This window comes from Actinokineospora alba, assembly GCF_004362515.1.
GTDB lineage: Bacteria > Actinomycetota > Actinomycetes > Mycobacteriales > Pseudonocardiaceae > Actinokineospora > Actinokineospora alba.
In genome coordinates this window covers 3118540-3134240 of the sequence record NZ_SNXU01000001.1, presented here as the reverse complement: position 1 = coordinate 3134240, position 15701 = coordinate 3118540, and the positions used below count along the sequence as shown (strand labels likewise).

The window sequence follows — 15701 nt, the reverse complement described above, 5'->3', positions numbered from 1 at the left end:
GGTTTCCCCCGGTTGAAATCGGGGGTCTTCCCACGGGGCCGCCGGGGTGTTAGACCGGTGATCGTGACCGTACTGGACAGCGTCGTCCCTATGGTGGACGCAGATGCCGAAGGCATGACCCTCGACCGTCGACGGGAGCTGCAGCAGCGGCGGCTCGGGGCCCTGGTCAATCGACTCCTGGACGCCGGTGGTGTGCAGGCCCAGCGGTTGCGGGACTGCGGGGTTCGCAGCGGGGCCGAGGTCCGGCTCGACGATTTGCCCAGGTTGCCGACGGTGCGCAAGCGGGATCTCTGGGAGCACTATCCGCACGGGTTGCGGGCGGTGGAGGCCGAGGAGGTCGTCTGCGTCCACGGGTCCTCCGGCACCGGCGGCCGCCCCACGCTGGTTCCCTATACCGCCGCCGACCTGGACATCTGGGCCGAGGTGATGGCCCGCGCGCTCGGCGGTGCGGGGGCCACCAGGCGCAGCGTGGTGCACAACGCCTATGGGTACGGGTTGTTCACCGGGGGTATCGGGGTGCACCACGGTGCCATGCGACTGGGCGCCACGGTCGTGCCTGTTTCCGGTGGGATGACCGACCGGCAGCTCCGGCTGATCCAGGACCTGCGCCCCGACGTCCTGACCTGCACCCCCTCGTACGCCATCCACCTCGGGGAGGCGATGGTGGCCGCCGGGGTGGAACCGACGAGCCTCAAGGTCGGCGTGCACGGCGCGGAGCCGTGGACGAACGAGATGCGGGTTCAGATCGAACGGCTGCTGGGGATTCGCGCGCTCGACATCTATGGGCTTTCGGAGATCATCGGGCCGGGGGTGGCGGCCGAGTCGCTGGACTCCGAGGGGATGTTGAACGTCGCCGAGGACCACTTCTTTGTCGAGTGCGTCGACGGTGACGGCAACCCGGTGCCGGACGGGACGCCGGGCGAGTTGGTGTTCACCACGCTCACCAAGACCGGGATGCCGTTGCTGCGCTACCGCACCGGCGACGTCGCCACCCTGGCCGGGCCGGTCAAGGACTCCCCGAGGACCCTGCGCCGGATGTCAAAGCTGCTGGGCCGGACCGACGACATGCTGATCGTGCGCGGGGTCAACGTCTTCCCCACCGAGGTCGAGGCCGTCCTGCTGGCCGACGACCGGGTCAGCCCGCACTACCTGATCATCGAAGACCGGCGCCAAGCCGCCCGGCCCGAGCTGCGGGTCGCGGTGGAGCCCATGGCCGAGTCGGCCGAGTCGACGCTGGGCGCCGATCTTGCCGTGGCGCTGCGGGAGCGGCTGGGCATCGGGTGTGACGTCCGCGTCCTCAAGCCGGGCAGTGTGCCGCGCACCGAGACGGGCAAGGCGCGCCGCCTGGTCCGGTGGACCGAGGGCGACGCGCCGCTGCCTGGGATGGGGTGAGCTCAGCCGGTCAGCTTCGTCAGCCAGTTCGGGTCTTCGGTGTCGATCGCCTTGCCGCCGGAGGCCATGGTCGGGGTGCCGAAGCCCTTCTGACCGTTGAACTCCTGTTGCAGGGCCTCGTCGGCGCGCGCCTTCTGGTACTCCTCGGTGACCAGCGCGTCGTACTTGCCCGAGCGGACGCCGTCGACGAACGCCTGCGAGGTGACACCCACGGCCTTGCCCAGCTCGATCAGCTGGTCCTTGGTCCACCCGCGGGCGCCCTCGGCGGGCTGGTCTTTGAACAGGCTCTTGTGGAACGAGAGGAACTTGCCCTCGTCGGCGGCGAGCAGCGCGGCGTTGGCCGAGTCGGTGGAGTAGCCCTCCGGGTCGGACCGGTTGTTCAGCAGGTTGAGCATGTGGAAGCGGACCTTGAGGGTGCCGTCCTTGACCTTTTCCTCGATCTTGGGCCCGAAGCCTTCCTCGAACGACGCGCACGCCGGGCAGAGGAAGTCCTCGTAGATGTCGAGGGTGGCCTTGGCCCCGTCCTTGCCGACCTCCACGACCCCGCCGTCGCGCTTCACCGGGACGTCGAGCTGGACCGTCTGGACGGCGATCGCCTTGTCCTTGGTGACGTTCTTCTGGTTGTTCGTGTAGATCACCCCGCCGATGACCGCGCCCGCGATCACCAGCACGGCCACCACCGCGAGGATGACCTTGCTCCGGTCCCCGCCGCTGTTCCTCGCCGCCGCGACCGCCTTGGCGCCCGCCGCCGGGGCGCTCCCCTGCTGCTTGCGCTTGCGAGCGCTGCGCTCCGCTCCACCCACCTGTCCGACCTTCCTAACTCGTCTCTTCGACACTGCTCCGCGCGCCGAACCGGCCGTCGACGGAGAACCACGTCCTGGGCCGGATCGCCAGCCACACCGCCAACGCCAGGAACCCGATGTCCCGGGCGATCTCCTGCGGGTACTTCGTCTGCCCCTCGGCCACCGGACCGCCGCCGCCGAAGCAGCCGCAGTCGATGCTCAGCCCCCGCGCCCACGACTGCGCCACGGCGCCGATGAACGCCAGCAGCACCAGCGTCGACAACACCGCCGAGAGCCGCGTGCCGAGCCCGGCGAGCAGCAGCACGCCGAGCGCGAGCTCGAGGAACGGCATCGCCGCGGCGACGACACTCACCATTGCGCTGGGCAGCAGGTCATATGCCTGAACCGCGATGAATGTCTGGTTGGGATCACTGACCTTGATCCAGCCGGAGACCAGCCACACCGCGGCCAGCCCGAGTCGGAGCAAAGTGCCGATACCGTCCAGAACGGACGCCTTGGTCACACTGCGGAGGCTACCTGCGCACGCTGAGTACAACCTGAGAAGCTGAGCGCATGGCCACGCTGCCGGACCTGCCCGTGCGCGCCGCCCTGCCGGAGATCACCCGATTGGTTGATCTTCACGGCACGGCGGTGCTTGTCGCGCCACCGGGGACCGGGAAGACGACCCTGGTGCCGCTCGCCCTGGCCGAGTCGGGCGGCACGGTGGTCGTCGCCGAGCCGCGCAGGCTGGCCGCGCGGGCCGCCGCCGCGCGGATGGCGGCCCTGCTGGGCGAGCCGGTGGGCCGCACGGTGGGCTACGCGGTGCGCGGCGACCGGAAGACGTCGAAGGACACCCGCATCGAGGTCGTCACCTCGGGGCTTCTGGTGCGGCGCTTGCAGTCCGACCCCGAACTGTCCGGTGTGGACACAGTGCTGCTCGACGAGTGCCACGAGCGCCACCTCGACGCCGACCTGCTCCTGGCGCTGCTGCTGGACGCGCGCGACGGGCTGCGGCCGGACCTGCGGCTGCTGGCGACAAGCGCGACGGTCGCCGAGGAGAAGCTGGCGGCCCTGCTCGGCGACGCCCCCGTCATCCGGGTGGACGCGCGCACGTTCCCCGTGGACTACCGGTATATGCCGCCGCTACGCGGGGAGCGCGTCGAGGCGTGCGTGGCGCGGGCGGTGCGCACGGCGTTGTCCGAAGTGGATGGTGACGTGCTGGTGTTCCTGCCCGGCGCGGCGGAGATCCGCCGGGTCGCGGGCGCACTCGCGGGCATCGACGCCGACGTCCTCCCGCTGCACGGCAGGCTGGCCACCGCCGAGCAGGACGCGGCCCTCAAGCCGGGTCCGCGGCGCCGCGTCGTGTTGTCGACGGCGGTCGCGGAGTCGAGTCTCACGGTGCCCGGGGTGCGCGTGGTGGTCGACGCCGGGCAGTCCCGGGTGTCGCGGGTCGACCATCGGCGCGGAATGGCGGGCCTGATCACCGTGCGGGTGTCCGCGGCGGTGGCCGACCAGCGGGCCGGGCGCGCGGGCCGGGAGGCACCCGGGCGGGTGTACCGGTGCTGGCCGGAACATGAGCACGCGACACTGCCGCGCTACCCGGAGCCGGAGATCCGCAACGCCGACCTGACCCGGCTGGCCTTGGAACTGGCGTGCTGGGGCACGCCGGACGGGAGCGGTCTGCGCTGGTGGGACGCGCCGCCCGCGGGTCCGCTGGCGGCGGCGCAGGAAACGTTGCGCGCGTTGGGTGCCCTGGACGGGGAGACTGTGACCGCCCGTGGCACGGCGATCGCGCGGCTCGGTCTGCACCCGAGGATCGCGCGGGCGCTCTTGGACGGCGCGGCCAAGTTCGGTGGGCGGGAAGCCGCGGAAGTGGTGGCGGTGCTCGATGACGACACGCTCGCGGCGAGCACCGACATCGACAGCAGCCTGCGCGCGCTGCGCGACGGGTCGCCCAAGTCGCAGCGCTGGCGCCGGGAGGCGACCCGGCTCGCCCGGCTGGTGGAGGGCAAGTCGACCGGCCGGGTGGACCCGGCGCTGATCATCGCCTTGGCGCATCCCGAACGCCTGGCACGCAGGCGAGGCAAGGATTCGGCCGTCTACCTGATGGCGGGCGGCACGGCCGTGGAGTTGCCGCCGGGCAGTGGGCTCGGCGACCCGGAGTGGCTCGCCGTCGCGGTGGCCGACCGGGTGCCGGGCAGCGCGCACGGCCGCGTCCGGCTCGCCGCTCGGGCCGATGAGGAACTCGCGGTCAGCGCGGCCCCGGCGTTGGTGTCCACTGTGGACGAGGTGGTGTGGGTCGATGACGTGGTGGCGCGGCGGATCCGCAGGCTGGGCGCGATCGTGCTGCACGAGCGGCCCTTGCCGAAGCCGCCCGCGCAGGACGTGCGCGCGGCCATCCGGGAAGGACTGCGCAAACACGGGCTCGGCCTGGTCCGCTTCGACGAGCGGGCCCTCTCCTTGCGCGCCCGGCTCGACCTGCTGCACCGGACCCTGGGCGACCCGTGGCCCGCAGTGGACGACAACGCCCTGCTGGCCGCCGCCGAGACCTGGATCGGCAACGCCCGAAACCGCGCCGACCTGGGCCGCGTCGACATGACCGCCGCGTTGCGGACGCTGCTGCCCTGGCCCGCGGCGGCCCGACTGGAGGAGCTGGTGCCGGAACGGATCGAGGTGCCGTCGGGGTCCAAGGTCCGGGTCGACTACAGCGGCGACCAGCCCGCGCTTCCGGTGAAGGTGCAGGAGGTGTTCGGCTGGACCGAGAGCCCGACCGTGGTCGACGGCCGGGTGCCCGTCGTCCTGCGGCTGCTCTCGCCCGCGGGCAGGCCGACGGCGGTGACGGGTGACCTCGCCGGGTTCTGGACGACCGGCTACCCGCAGGTGCGCGCGGAATTGCGGGGGCGGTATCCGAAGCACCGCTGGCCGGAGGACCCGACAACCGCTCCCCCGACGCGACACAGCATCCAGCGAAAGGAGTCCCGGTGATCCGAACTGGCGGTCCCGCCGACGCCGACACCATGCTCGCCTTCCTCGACGAGGCGGTGGCGTGGATGGTCGAGCGCGGCCAAAGCGACCAGTGGGGCAGTGAGCCGTGGTCGGCGCAGCCCAAACGGGTGGCACGGGTCCGGGCGATGGCCGAGAGCGGGCTGCTGTGGATCGCCGAGGTCGACGGCGCGCCCGCGGGTGCGCTGGTCCTGGGCGACCCCCCGGAGGAGATCCCGCCGGTCGACGAGCCGGAGGTCTACATCCGGTTCCTGATCACCTCCCGCAGGCTCGCGGGCCGCGGCATCGGGTCCGACCTGCTCGACTTCGCCCGCGCGCACACCCGTGCGCTTGGCATCGGCCTGCTGCGGGTCGACTGCTGGGCGGGCGGCGGGGGTCGGCTGGTCGAGTACTACGTGCGCAACGGTTTCACCCCGTCGGCCATGTTCGCGGTGGGCGACTGGCCGGGGCAGGTGCTTGAGCAAAGGGTCGATTGAGCTGACACAAACGCGCCGACGACGGCATGCTGACCAGGTGAGCAGCCAGACGCGTACCAGGTCCGCCCTGATCAGCCTGACGGTGATGGTCAAGAGCCTCGACGGCGCCATTCAGGTGCTCGCGGCGCTGCTGCTGGCGGCTGTCCCGCCCGCGGTGATCAGCGGCATCGCCAACGCGGTGATCACTCGCGACCTCCTCGGCGACCACACCGGCGCCATCGCCGACGACCTCACCCGCGCCGCTGAGGGCGGCCGGACCTTCGCCGTCGTATTCCTGCTGCTGCACGGCGTTGTGAAACTCGGCCTCGCCTACGCGCTGCATCGCCGCGCGGTCCGGCTATACCCGCTGGCGTGCCTGCTCATGAGCGCCTTGGTCATCTATGAATCCATCCGTGCCGTGCGCACGGGTTCACTGGGCCTGGTTGTGTTCGCACTGTTGGACACCGCGGTGGTCGTGGTGGTGGCGCGCGAGTTCTGGAAGGCACAGCAGCACTGATCCAGTGGGTCGTTGGCAGCGGGTAAACGCCCGAGTACTATCCGATGCACGTGCAGATGCACGTGCATCGCGCCGCTGAAATAGAGACGGCCCCCTGCTGGAACAGGAGGCCGTCTCGGGCGCAGAAACCGCACGACAGGTGGCAACCAGGAAGTGAGGTTTTCCGCGAACATGACAATAGAAGATTTCACATCGTCGCGCGTACTCCACGCGATGAAGATCACGGGGGCTCGTGGATGATCGAGCCGCGGGAACCACGCAGTTGGCCCGCCTTGGCCTACCGCATCCTGACCGGAGCATGGTGGCCGCTGGTCCGCGCCGTGCTGGTCTTGGCGGTACTGGTGGCCCTAGGCGTGACGACCATGCTGCTGCTTGACGCCCTGCACCTTCGAATCGGCCCGATCGAAATCGAGCGGATGCCCGAGGTGCACCCATAGCGGACCGGTTCGGGTCGTCGCGCCGACTCGGCCCGAACCGGTCCTTTGAAGTCCTAGTTCACCGTGAACGTTCGCGAAGTGCCCGTGAACGGGGTGATCGCGCCGGTCCAGCCGCTCTTCCAGTCGCCGTGGTGGACGATTCGGTAGCGGCCCGGCGGCACGTCCGGCGGGATCGTCCAAGTGATCGTCGCCTCCGAGTTGGCCAACCCGACTCGTGCCCAGTGGTAGCGGGTCGACCAGTCGCCGTCGTCGGCGATGCGTTTCCACTGGCCCGCGGTTTCGCGCTGGACTTCCAGGTAGGTGCCGTTGCGGCGGAGGTTGTTCTTCGGGTGGCCGGTCACGAACTTCGTGGTCACGGTCTGCCCGCGCTCGTAGGCCGCCGCCGGCTCGGTCAGCACCTGCCCGAAGCTCTGGAACAGTCCCTTGTCGTCGAACACCACACCGGTTTGCAGGTTCAGTTCGGCGAGGAGCGGCTTCGTCGGGGTCGCGCCCGGCGGCAGTGCCGAGCCCGAGCGGAGTGACTGCGCCAGCTTGGCGAACTCCTGCTGGTAGGCGGGAAGGGTGTCACGGCCGAAGAGGGTGGAGCCGCCCTCGTACTGCTGCTTGTCGTACTCCTCCGGCGTCGTGACGTACTGGCTGAAGTCGTTGGCGTAGCCCTGGATCAGCACGTTCTCCAGCGGCACCCCCAGTTCCGCCGCGACCGTGCGCCGCATCCGCAGGCCGGAGACGATGGTGACCTCCGCGGGCACGGCGATCAGGTGGAGCTGCCCCAGCTTCACGATCTGCAGCGGCAGCACGTTCGGTGTCGCCTCCACCAGGCCCGTGGGGACGGCGGTCGCCTTCGGGTACTGGCAGTCCTTGACCCACTGCGGCACCTCGACGTCCAGCGGTTCCAGCAGGGCGGCGATCGGGTTGACCATGCCCTCGCTGAACAACGGCAGCGCCGGCCCGTCCTCGATGCTGCCCGCGAGGGTCGACGCGCCGACCACGCCGGGGCAGGTGCGGCGGGACTGACCGTCGGTCGTGTAGCGCCCGTCGACCGTGACCGCGGACAGGTCGACGAAGCGCATCCGGTAGTCGATGCCGCCGCTGACCGGGGTCTGCGGGCCGTCGAAGATCTCGTTCGCCTTGGTGTTCTGGCGTTCGCCGATGATCCGGGTGTTCTCGAACTCGTCCTCGGTGGGCCCGGAGCCGGGCCGCAGGTTCAGGTTCGGCGACATGTCACCGGCGTTGGTGTTGGGGAACGCGGCGACGAAGCCTGGGCGGTTGTCCAGGTACCGCACGCCCTTTTGGTCGTGCTCCCACTGGTAAGCCGCGTACCCCTTGTTGTCCGGGCTGATCAGCGTGTTCAGGTTCGTCATCGACGTGTTGTGGGTGGCGAACCAACTGATCGCGCCGACGTCCGCCGCGCCCTGCTTGAACCGCAGCACCGTCATCGACGGGTCGATCGCGTCGGGGAAGTGGGCTTTGTCCGACTCCGGGTTCTGCTCGAACGCCACCCGCGACCGGTTCACACTCGCGTTGGTCAGCTCGCCCCGGCCGATGCTGATGGTCCCGGGCTTGAGGTCGTCGTGCGCCTTGACCACCGACTCGACAATGCCGTCGACGGTCGCGTCGAAGGTCTGCTTCTGGAAGCCCAGGATGGCGAGGTTGTACGCCAAGTTGTGCGAGTACCCACCCGGACCGGCGTGCGTGTGCGTGGCCGAGAGCAGCACGTTCTGCTGGGTGTAGAGGTCGCCGTAGCGGGACTTCAGCTTGCCCAGCACCCCTTCCTGGACCGCGCGGAAGATCATGCCGAGGTCGGCGTTCACGTAGGCGACGCGCTTGCCGGTGGCCTGGTCGACGGTGACGAACGCCCGGGAGCGCTGGCGCTGGTGGATGCCCGTCGTCTTCTGGTCGAACTTCGAGTACCCCATCATGCCGTTCTCGGCCGCGGGCCCGGTCACGTCGGAGATACCGCGTCCGACCAGGTACGTCGTCGGCGCGGCCTGCGCGGTCGGCAGCCCGCCGACCAGTAGAGCGCCCGCGAGGGCGGCCAACGTGGTGGCGATGATCGATCGGCGAGTGGCCCGCATCCGTCTGCTCCCGCGTATGTGAATCAACTTCACTTTCGCCGAACCATACGTGACGCGAGCCACTCGCGGAACCCCTCAGCAGGTCACGGAGAGCGAGAACGCCGCGGGCTTCACCACGCCGCCCTCGTAGAGCCGCACCTGGACCTTGTTCCCGACCGGCTGTGCCACGGCCATCCGCGGTTCCGATCGCGGCGTGACCTGCACGGCGCAGCCGGTGACGTCCCGGTCGAAGGTGACGTCCGTGCGCTCGGCGACCATCTCGGCCCAGGTGGCGTGGCCGCCCCTGGTCGCATCCACGAGCAAGGTGTCCGTCTCGAGGTCGAACCGGTAGCTGACGACCGTCCAGAGCGGCGACCCGTCCGCCCCAGCCGGACCGACAGGTCCGGCAGGTCCGGCAGGTCCGGCAGGCCCAGCGGGTCCAGCGGGCCCAGCAGGTCCGGCAGGTCCGGCAGGCCCGGCAGGCCCGGCAGGCCCGGCGGGTCCAGGGTCTCCCTGTTGGTTCCAGACGAGCGGCCGTTCATACGCGGTGTTGCAGGCACCCGCCGCGTCGATGATCCGCACGGACCCGCTCTTGCTGTTCACACAGGCGTTGATGGTGACCGGCTCCGTCGACACCGCCATCGCGACGCCGCCGCCCGCGACCAGCACCCCGACCACACCCAGCACACCCATCGCTCGGCCGATGCTCATGTCCGCTCTCCTTCCGAACGCACCAACGTCACCGTCAGCGCGATATCGACGAACTGCCCGACAATGCCCTTCGCCTTCGTCAGACCGGCTTCGAACCGGTCGATCCGGGCGGTGGCGGTGGCGTCGACCCGGTCGGGTCCGAAGTGGACGACGGTCAGCGCCAAGTCCGTCGGCACCAACCGGTCCCGCACCCGCAGCGTTCCCTCGATCCGGTCGCCGACCAGCTCGCCGTCGTAGGACAGCGTCGGGAACACGGCGACGTCGAGGAACTTCGCGGACTTGATGTCCTTGTCCCGCTGGGACATGGCGGTCCGGAAGCTCGCCGCGTCCAGCTCGGCGTGCACCCTCGCCACGCCGTCGGCCACCGAGACCGCGCCCGAGCTGACCGTGAACTCGCCCGAGACCCGGAACAGCCCCAGCTTCGTCACCGTGAACCGAGCCGAGCAGCGGGTCGGCACCAGCCGGTACCGCGCCGACTCCGGCAGCTCGATCGCGACCGGCGTCACCCCGGCGGTCATGACGCCACCGCCCGGAACAGCTCGATCCGGTTCGGTCCCGGCAGCAGCGCCGGGTCCTCGCCCGGCAGCAGCTCCAAGGTCGCGATCGTGCGCTGACCTGCCTCGATCGACTCGACGGAGTCGGCCGTGGACACCACCAGCGCGGTCCGCCGCTGCGGCTGCCACAGCACCAGCGCCCGGCTCACCCCGGGCTGCGTGCGCATCGCCGGGGCGATCCGCTCGCGGTGGGCCCGCTCGCCCGCCCGGTGGACGTCCTCGCTGATCGGGCCGTCGAAGTAGAGGAACGCGGCCACCCCACCGGGAGCGCCCGCACCGGGGTCATCCGACTCGACCTCGTACCACTCGGCGGTCGGGTCGGCCGCCGCCGCGTCCAGGGTGTCGAACAGCGACACCGTCAGTTCGTCGTCACTCGCGAGCCGCCGATAGGTGTGGGCTTCGCGGGCGCCTTCGGGCGGAGTGCCCGTGGACTTGTGGATTCGCGCGTACATCGCGCTCACCTCCCGTTTCCGTTGTCCCCACGACCTTCGCGCGGTCGGTGGGGCGGCGGATCCGGGGAAGTACGGAGACCGACTACGTGGTTCCGTACCCGTTCTCCACGGCCCAGGTCGCGGCCTGGGCCCGGTTGGCCACGCCGAGCTTGCCCAGCACGTTGCTAACGTGCGTCTCGACCGTGCGCTCGGAGAGCACCAGCTTGTCGGCGATCGTCCGGTTCGGCGCCCCCACGGCGAGCAGCGCGAGCACTTCCCGTTCCCGCGCGGTCAGCGGCACGGCGTCATGCTGGGCGCGGCGGACCTCGGTGAGCACGGCGTCGGCCCGCGCGACGGTCGGCGGCATGCCCAGCCTGCGCGCGGTCACGGCGGCCTGCCGCGCGAGCTTGCCCGCACGGGCGAGGTCGGCCTGGCCGCCGCCCGCGAGCACCTCGGCGAGCCCGACTTCTCCCCTGGCCCGGTAAGGCAGGGCGCCGATGCGGCCATCCATCGCGATCGCGTTCTCGAAGTGCCGGATCGCGTCGTCGCGGCGGCCGAGGGCGGCGGCGACCCGGCCGAGCGGCCGCGACATCGACCCGAGGCAGACGACCGTGCCCGAACCGGCGGCCAGGAAGTACTGGGCCATCGGCAAGAGCTCGTCGTAGCAGCGGGCCGCGGTGTCGAGGTCACCGAAGTCCGCGGCCAACTCGGCCGCTGAGGTGACGGTCGGCAGCCACCGGCCCTCCCGCGGCAGCGTCGGCAACCGCGGGCGCAGCCGCTCGAACAGCGCGAGCGCGCCATCGGAATCGCCTGCGTCCTGGAGGAACTTGCCCACCTGGCCGTACACCACCATCATCGGCGCCCTGGCGACCAGTTCGGCGACCGGACCGAACATCTCCTCGGCCCGCCCCTGCATCAGCCGCAGCTCGGTCCGAAACGCGATGTCGAGGCCCGCCGCGGCAGCTCCGGGCAGCTCCCCGGCGACCGCCACCGCCTGGTCGGCCTGTGCTTCGGCGAGGTCGAACGCGCCCAGCAGCAAGGAGCGGACCGCGCTCATCCGGCGGTGGTGCCAGTGCGCGTTGGGCAGGCCGAGCCGGTCGGCGTAGAGCTTGAGCAGCGCGAGTTCGTCGTCGAGCGCGGCCATGGAACCGAGTTGCAGCGCGGCGTCGATGCGCCACAGCCGGGCCCACAGCTCGCCGTCCGGCGGCGCGTCCGACCCGAGCGCGAGCATCCGGCGGGCCAGCTCGAGCCGCTCGGCGACGTGCCATGGTCCACTCAGGACTTGTTGGCGCGCGCGCAAAGCGTCGGCCAGGGCGAGCGGATCACCCGTGCGCTCGGCTAGTTCGAGCGCCTCACGGCTGGGCGCCTCGGCTTGGTCCTGGTGCACCGCGTCGGCGAGGGCGAGCGCGCGTTGGGCGAGGACACGGGCGCGGCCCGCGTCGTCGGCTCCTGGGAGCGCGCGGTCGCAGAGCAGGACCAGCCTGCTCGACACCGCCCCGTTGATGCCGCGCACCGTGAGTGCCGCGCGCACGAGCCGGTCTGGTGGCGGATCGAGCGCCGCCACCTCCTCGCAGCGGCCGACCGCGGCGTCGATGTGGCCCGCCTGATACCACATCTCGGCGGCGTCGAGCAGCAGGTCGACGCGGGCGGGGTCGTCCGGCGCGAGCACGGTCGCCGCCGCGTCGTACAGCTCCGCCGCGCGGTCATATGCCAAGCGGGACAACGCTTTTCCCGCGGCATCCCGACACGCACGGATGGCCGCCGACCGGCTCTCGGCGTCGGTGATGGACCTGAGCCGGTGGGTGACCGACTCGCCGGGCACGACACCGGATTCGACGGCGTCGGCGAGCTTTCGGTGCCACCGCAGACGGTCCGATATGGACACACAGTCGTAGACCGCGTCCCGGACGAGGATGTGGCCGAACGCGATCCGGCCGTCCTGCCGCAGCAGGCCACGCGCGTCGTCGACGGCGGCCCGCACCGAGTCGGGCGGTTCGCCGACCAGCACGGCGATCTCCTCCGCGGAGCTGTCCACGCCGACGACCGCGCACGCCCGCGCCACCCGGGCGGCGGCCGGGGGCAGCGCGTCGAGCCGGGCGGCGACGATCCCGCGCAGCTGCTCCGGAACGCCGAGCGGCCACCGCGCCGTCGCGGGCGACCGGTCGAGGCCCGCGGAGGTGAGCGCGGTCAGCAGCTCACCGGCGAACAGCGGGTTTCCGCCCGACACCCGACGCAGCAGCCCGGCCCACGATGGATCGGCCTGTCCGGCGACGAACTCGGCGACCTCGGCGTCGCCCCACGGGCCGAGCGTGAGCAGGACGGTCGAGGCGTCGCGGCGCAGGTGGTCGACAGCAGCCCGCAAGGCCGGACCTTGTTCGTCGTCGCGGTAGGTCGCGGCCACCAGCAGCCCGGGCCTGCCCACGGCCAGCCGCAGCAGGGTCAGCGTCGACTCGTCGGCCCAGTGCAGGTCCTCCAGCACGATCACCCGGGCCGGCCCGGACAGTTCGCGCAGCAGCGAGTCGAACGCGCGCAGCCTGGCCGCGACCGACAGCTCGGGACCGCCGTTGATGTCGAGATCGAGTCGGGCGGCCAGCTCCGGCCGGTCCGCAAGCGCTTGCCACCAGGGCCAGAGCGCGGGTGCGCCCTCGTCGGGCACGCAGTTGCCCCGCGTCGCCGCGATGGCGCGCTCCGCCGCCCGGGTGACCAGGCAGTCGACCAGCCGGGTCTTGCCGATCCCCGCCGGACCTGCGATGAGCAGCACCGCGCCCCGGCCCGCCGCGACGTCGTCGAGCGCGGCGTCCACCCTGGTCAGCTCGGTCGCGCGACCGATCACTCGCGGCATGCACGGATTGTCGCCCGGCGGCCGTCGGGGCGATAGGGCGGTCACCGTCCGGAGGGTTGCGTCGGCCGCATACCCATCGAACGGACCGTAATAGATTGATTACTGACCGCGACTCCTTCGATGGGTCCGCACCAACCATCCGTTCCGCCCACCACTCCCGGGCGTGGACACCAGGAAGGATTTCGTCACCATGCGTACGAAGAGACGCGACCGAAGACCCAATCGCGCGATGGTCGCCCTGGCGGGCGCCGCGCTGGCCATTCCCCTCGCGGCGATCCCGGCGCTGCCCGCCGTCGCCGCCCCCGTGCCGGGGCAGAACGTCCTCTACACCTACGACGCCGACTTCGACCAGGGCGTACTGCAGGACGTCAACCACGACAGCCCGAACAACGACCAGCTGCAACTCGACAAGAGCAGCACGTTCTTCCCGTACGTCAACGTCGCCGCCTCCGCGCGCGGCACGATGGTCCGCATCGACGTCAACACCGGCGCGATCGTCGGCGAGTGGTTCTCCGCACCGGAGGGCCGCGGGCGCAACCCCTCCCGGACCACTGTGGACAAGCTCGGCAACACCTGGCTGTCCAACCGCAACGAGGCCGAGGGCGGCAAGGGTTCCGTCACCCGCGTCGGCGTGATCGTCGGCGGCACCCGGGTCGACGCGGGCGGCAACGCCGACCCGGCCGGGGACTACCTCGTGGGGCCGTTCTCCTACAACACGTGCCAGGACCGCGACAACGACGGCAAGATCGCGACCAGCCGCGGTCTCACCGACATCCGGCCGTGGACCAACGCGGGCGGCGCGAACAACAACGGCGGCGTCAGCACCGCGGCCGACGAGTGCGTCATCAACTACACGCGGGTGACCGGAACGAACACGCGCACCGTCGCGGTCGACTCGGGCAACAACCTGTGGACCGGCGGCGCCGACAACGACCACGAGCAGGTCGACGGCGGCAACGGGCAGCCCGTCGCGGGCACGCAGATCAACTTCGGCTGCGGCGGTTACGGCGGCCTGATCGACAAGGCGGGCACGCTGTGGTCCGCGCGCTACGGCGCCAACCTGCTGCGGTACGAGCCCGGCACGAACAGCGGCGCCTGCCTGAACACCACGCACGGCGACTACGGACTGGGGATGGACCCGGTCACCGGCGAGATCTGGCACACCCACGTCTCCGGCAACCGCGTCGTCAAGCTCGCTCCGGACGGAACCGTCCTCGGCTCGTTCCCACATGGCAGCGAGAACGCCCAGGGTGTCGCGGTCGACAACGACGGCAACGTCTGGGTCGCGCACGCGCTGTTCGGCGCGACCACGGTCGGCCACCTGCGCACCGACGGCACCTACGTCGGCAACGTGACGCTGCCCGGCGGCAACGGGCCGACCGGTGTCGCCATCGACACCAACGGCAAGGTCTGGGTCACCAACATCAACACCAACAACACCCAGCGCATCGACCCGACCCTGGGCGGTGTGGGTGGCGGCGGCTTCACCATCGGCGCGGTCGACCTGACCGTCGACCTCGGCGCGGGCGCCGGGCCGTACAACTACAGCGACATGACCGGCTCCGTGCTCGGCGAGATCACCGCGCCGGTCGGCACCTGGTCGGTCGTGCAGGACGGCGGCGCGGCGGGCACGCCGTGGGGCAAGGTCACCTGGAACACCGAGGCGCAGGGATCGGTGCCCGCGGGCACGTCGATCACCGTCGAGGCGCGGGCGTCCGACACCGAGGCGGGGCTGGCGGGCGAGTCGTTCGTCCCGGTGGCCAACGCGACGACATTCGGGCTGACCGGCCGCTACATCGAGGTCCGCGCGACCCTGAAGGCCAACGCGAGTGGCGACAGCCCGGTGCTGTCGGACCTGCGGATCCAGACCTCGCAGCGCACCGGTGTGTTCTCCTGCCGGGCGCGGGCGCTCAACCTCGCGGGCATCATCGTCGCCGAGGCCAACGGCCCGGATGTGCCGTGTGTCGACGACGCCGAGACCGTGGCGAACGTCAACCTCAACGCGGGCATCCTCAACGTCAAGGCCAACGCGTTGACCGGCACGACGAACCAGACGCCGGACAACCTCCTCGCCCCGCCGCTCGCGGGGGACAACGCGTCGGCGCACGCCCAAGTCGACTACACGAAGATCAGCAGCCTGCTGGTGAACATCGAGTTGGGGGTGGTGACCTCGGATGCGGCGGTGACCTGTGTGGCCGGTCCGGGCGGGCTGCATCCGCAGTTCAGCGGCTCGTCGCACATCGCCAGCCTGAAGATCAACGGCGTGTCCGTCACGGTGGGCAGCGCGCCGCTGACGATCCCGCTGGTGATCGGGTCGCTGAGTCTCAACCGAACGGTGGTCAGCGGCACCACCGTCACGCAGCAGGCCGTCGTCCTCGACACCGCGCTCACCGACGTGGTGATCTCGGAGTCGAAGGCCAATTTCGAAGGCAAGCCGACTAGCCCTGGCGGCAATCCCTGCCAGGTCTGAGGATGAGGGAGGGCGCCACCGGGGCGGTGGCGTCCTCCCGCTCGTCGAACTGG

13 protein-coding genes are annotated in these 15701 nt (G+C 71.0%); 6 read left to right on the top strand and 7 right to left on the bottom strand.

Annotated features, from left to right (window positions below; translation table 11 throughout):
* The first annotated feature begins 90 nt into the window (after positions 1 to 90).
* Positions 91 to 1392 carry a phenylacetate--CoA ligase family protein gene (locus C8E96_RS14540; protein WP_228769825.1) on the top strand — a complete coding sequence of 434 codons (1302 nt, stop codon included), beginning with the start codon at positions 91 to 93 and terminating at the stop codon, positions 1390 to 1392.
* A 2-nt stretch (positions 1393 to 1394) separates the two neighbouring features.
* Here the strand turns inward: C8E96_RS14540 and C8E96_RS14535 are convergent, their stop codons facing one another.
* Positions 1395 to 2195 carry a DsbA family protein gene (locus C8E96_RS14535; protein ID WP_091373498.1) on the bottom strand — a complete coding sequence of 267 codons (801 nt, stop codon included), beginning with the start codon at positions 2193 to 2195 and terminating at the stop codon, positions 1395 to 1397.
* Positions 2196 to 2208: 13 nt separating this feature from the next.
* On the bottom strand, positions 2209 to 2670 hold the full coding sequence (locus C8E96_RS14530) for a MauE/DoxX family redox-associated membrane protein (protein ID WP_228769864.1): 462 nt from the start codon (positions 2668 to 2670) through the stop codon (positions 2209 to 2211).
* Positions 2671 to 2747: 77 nt separating this feature from the next.
* Here C8E96_RS14530 and hrpB point away from each other — a divergent pair, with 77 nt between their 5' ends.
* From hrpB to C8E96_RS14510, 4 genes are all read left to right on the top strand, one after another.
* Complete coding sequence (hrpB, locus tag C8E96_RS14525; protein WP_091373491.1) at positions 2748 to 5159, top strand: ATP-dependent helicase HrpB; 2412 nt, start codon at positions 2748 to 2750, stop codon at positions 5157 to 5159.
* Positions 5160 to 5191: 32 nt separating this feature from the next.
* On the top strand, positions 5192 to 5653 hold the full coding sequence (locus tag C8E96_RS14520; RefSeq protein WP_091374223.1) for a GNAT family N-acetyltransferase: 462 nt from the start codon (positions 5192 to 5194) through the stop codon (positions 5651 to 5653).
* Positions 5654 to 5690: 37 nt separating this feature from the next.
* Complete coding sequence (locus C8E96_RS14515) at positions 5691 to 6149, top strand: DUF2127 domain-containing protein (RefSeq protein WP_228769824.1); 459 nt, start codon at positions 5691 to 5693, stop codon at positions 6147 to 6149.
* 236 nt (positions 6150 to 6385) lie between these two features.
* Positions 6386 to 6586 (top strand): hypothetical protein, encoded by a 201-nt coding sequence (locus tag C8E96_RS14510; protein ID WP_091373489.1) that lies wholly within the window; start codon positions 6386 to 6388, stop codon positions 6584 to 6586.
* Positions 6587 to 6639: 53 nt separating this feature from the next.
* Here C8E96_RS14510 and C8E96_RS14505 read toward each other — a convergent pair whose 3' ends face one another.
* The 5 genes from C8E96_RS14505 to C8E96_RS14485 all read right to left on the bottom strand — a co-directional run bounded on the left by C8E96_RS14505 (position 6640) and on the right by C8E96_RS14485 (position 13178).
* Positions 6640 to 8661, bottom strand: coding sequence for a neutral/alkaline ceramidase (locus C8E96_RS14505; protein ID WP_091373486.1), 2022 nt, complete (start codon positions 8659 to 8661; stop codon positions 6640 to 6642).
* A gap of 75 nt (positions 8662 to 8736) precedes the next feature.
* Entirely contained in the window at positions 8737 to 9351 is a 615-nt protein-coding gene (locus tag C8E96_RS33710) for a hypothetical protein (RefSeq protein ID WP_091373484.1), read from the bottom strand.
* Positions 9348 to 9869, bottom strand: a complete 522-nt coding sequence (locus C8E96_RS14495; RefSeq protein ID WP_091373482.1) for a YceI family protein — start codon at positions 9867 to 9869, stop codon at positions 9348 to 9350. Before C8E96_RS14495 ends, C8E96_RS33710 begins: the two co-directional genes overlap by 4 nt.
* Positions 9866 to 10357, bottom strand: coding sequence for a hypothetical protein (locus C8E96_RS14490; protein WP_091373479.1), 492 nt, complete (start codon positions 10355 to 10357; stop codon positions 9866 to 9868). The genes C8E96_RS14495 and C8E96_RS14490 overlap by 4 nt, the downstream gene beginning before the upstream one ends.
* 82 nt (positions 10358 to 10439) lie before the next feature.
* Positions 10440 to 13178 (bottom strand): helix-turn-helix transcriptional regulator, encoded by a 2739-nt coding sequence (locus C8E96_RS14485; protein ID WP_091373477.1) that lies wholly within the window; start codon positions 13176 to 13178, stop codon positions 10440 to 10442.
* A gap of 190 nt (positions 13179 to 13368) precedes the next feature.
* Here C8E96_RS14485 and C8E96_RS14480 point away from each other — a divergent pair, with 190 nt between their 5' ends.
* Positions 13369 to 15648, top strand: coding sequence for a hypothetical protein (locus C8E96_RS14480; protein WP_228769823.1), 2280 nt, complete (start codon positions 13369 to 13371; stop codon positions 15646 to 15648).
* Positions 15649 to 15701 lie beyond the last annotated feature (53 nt).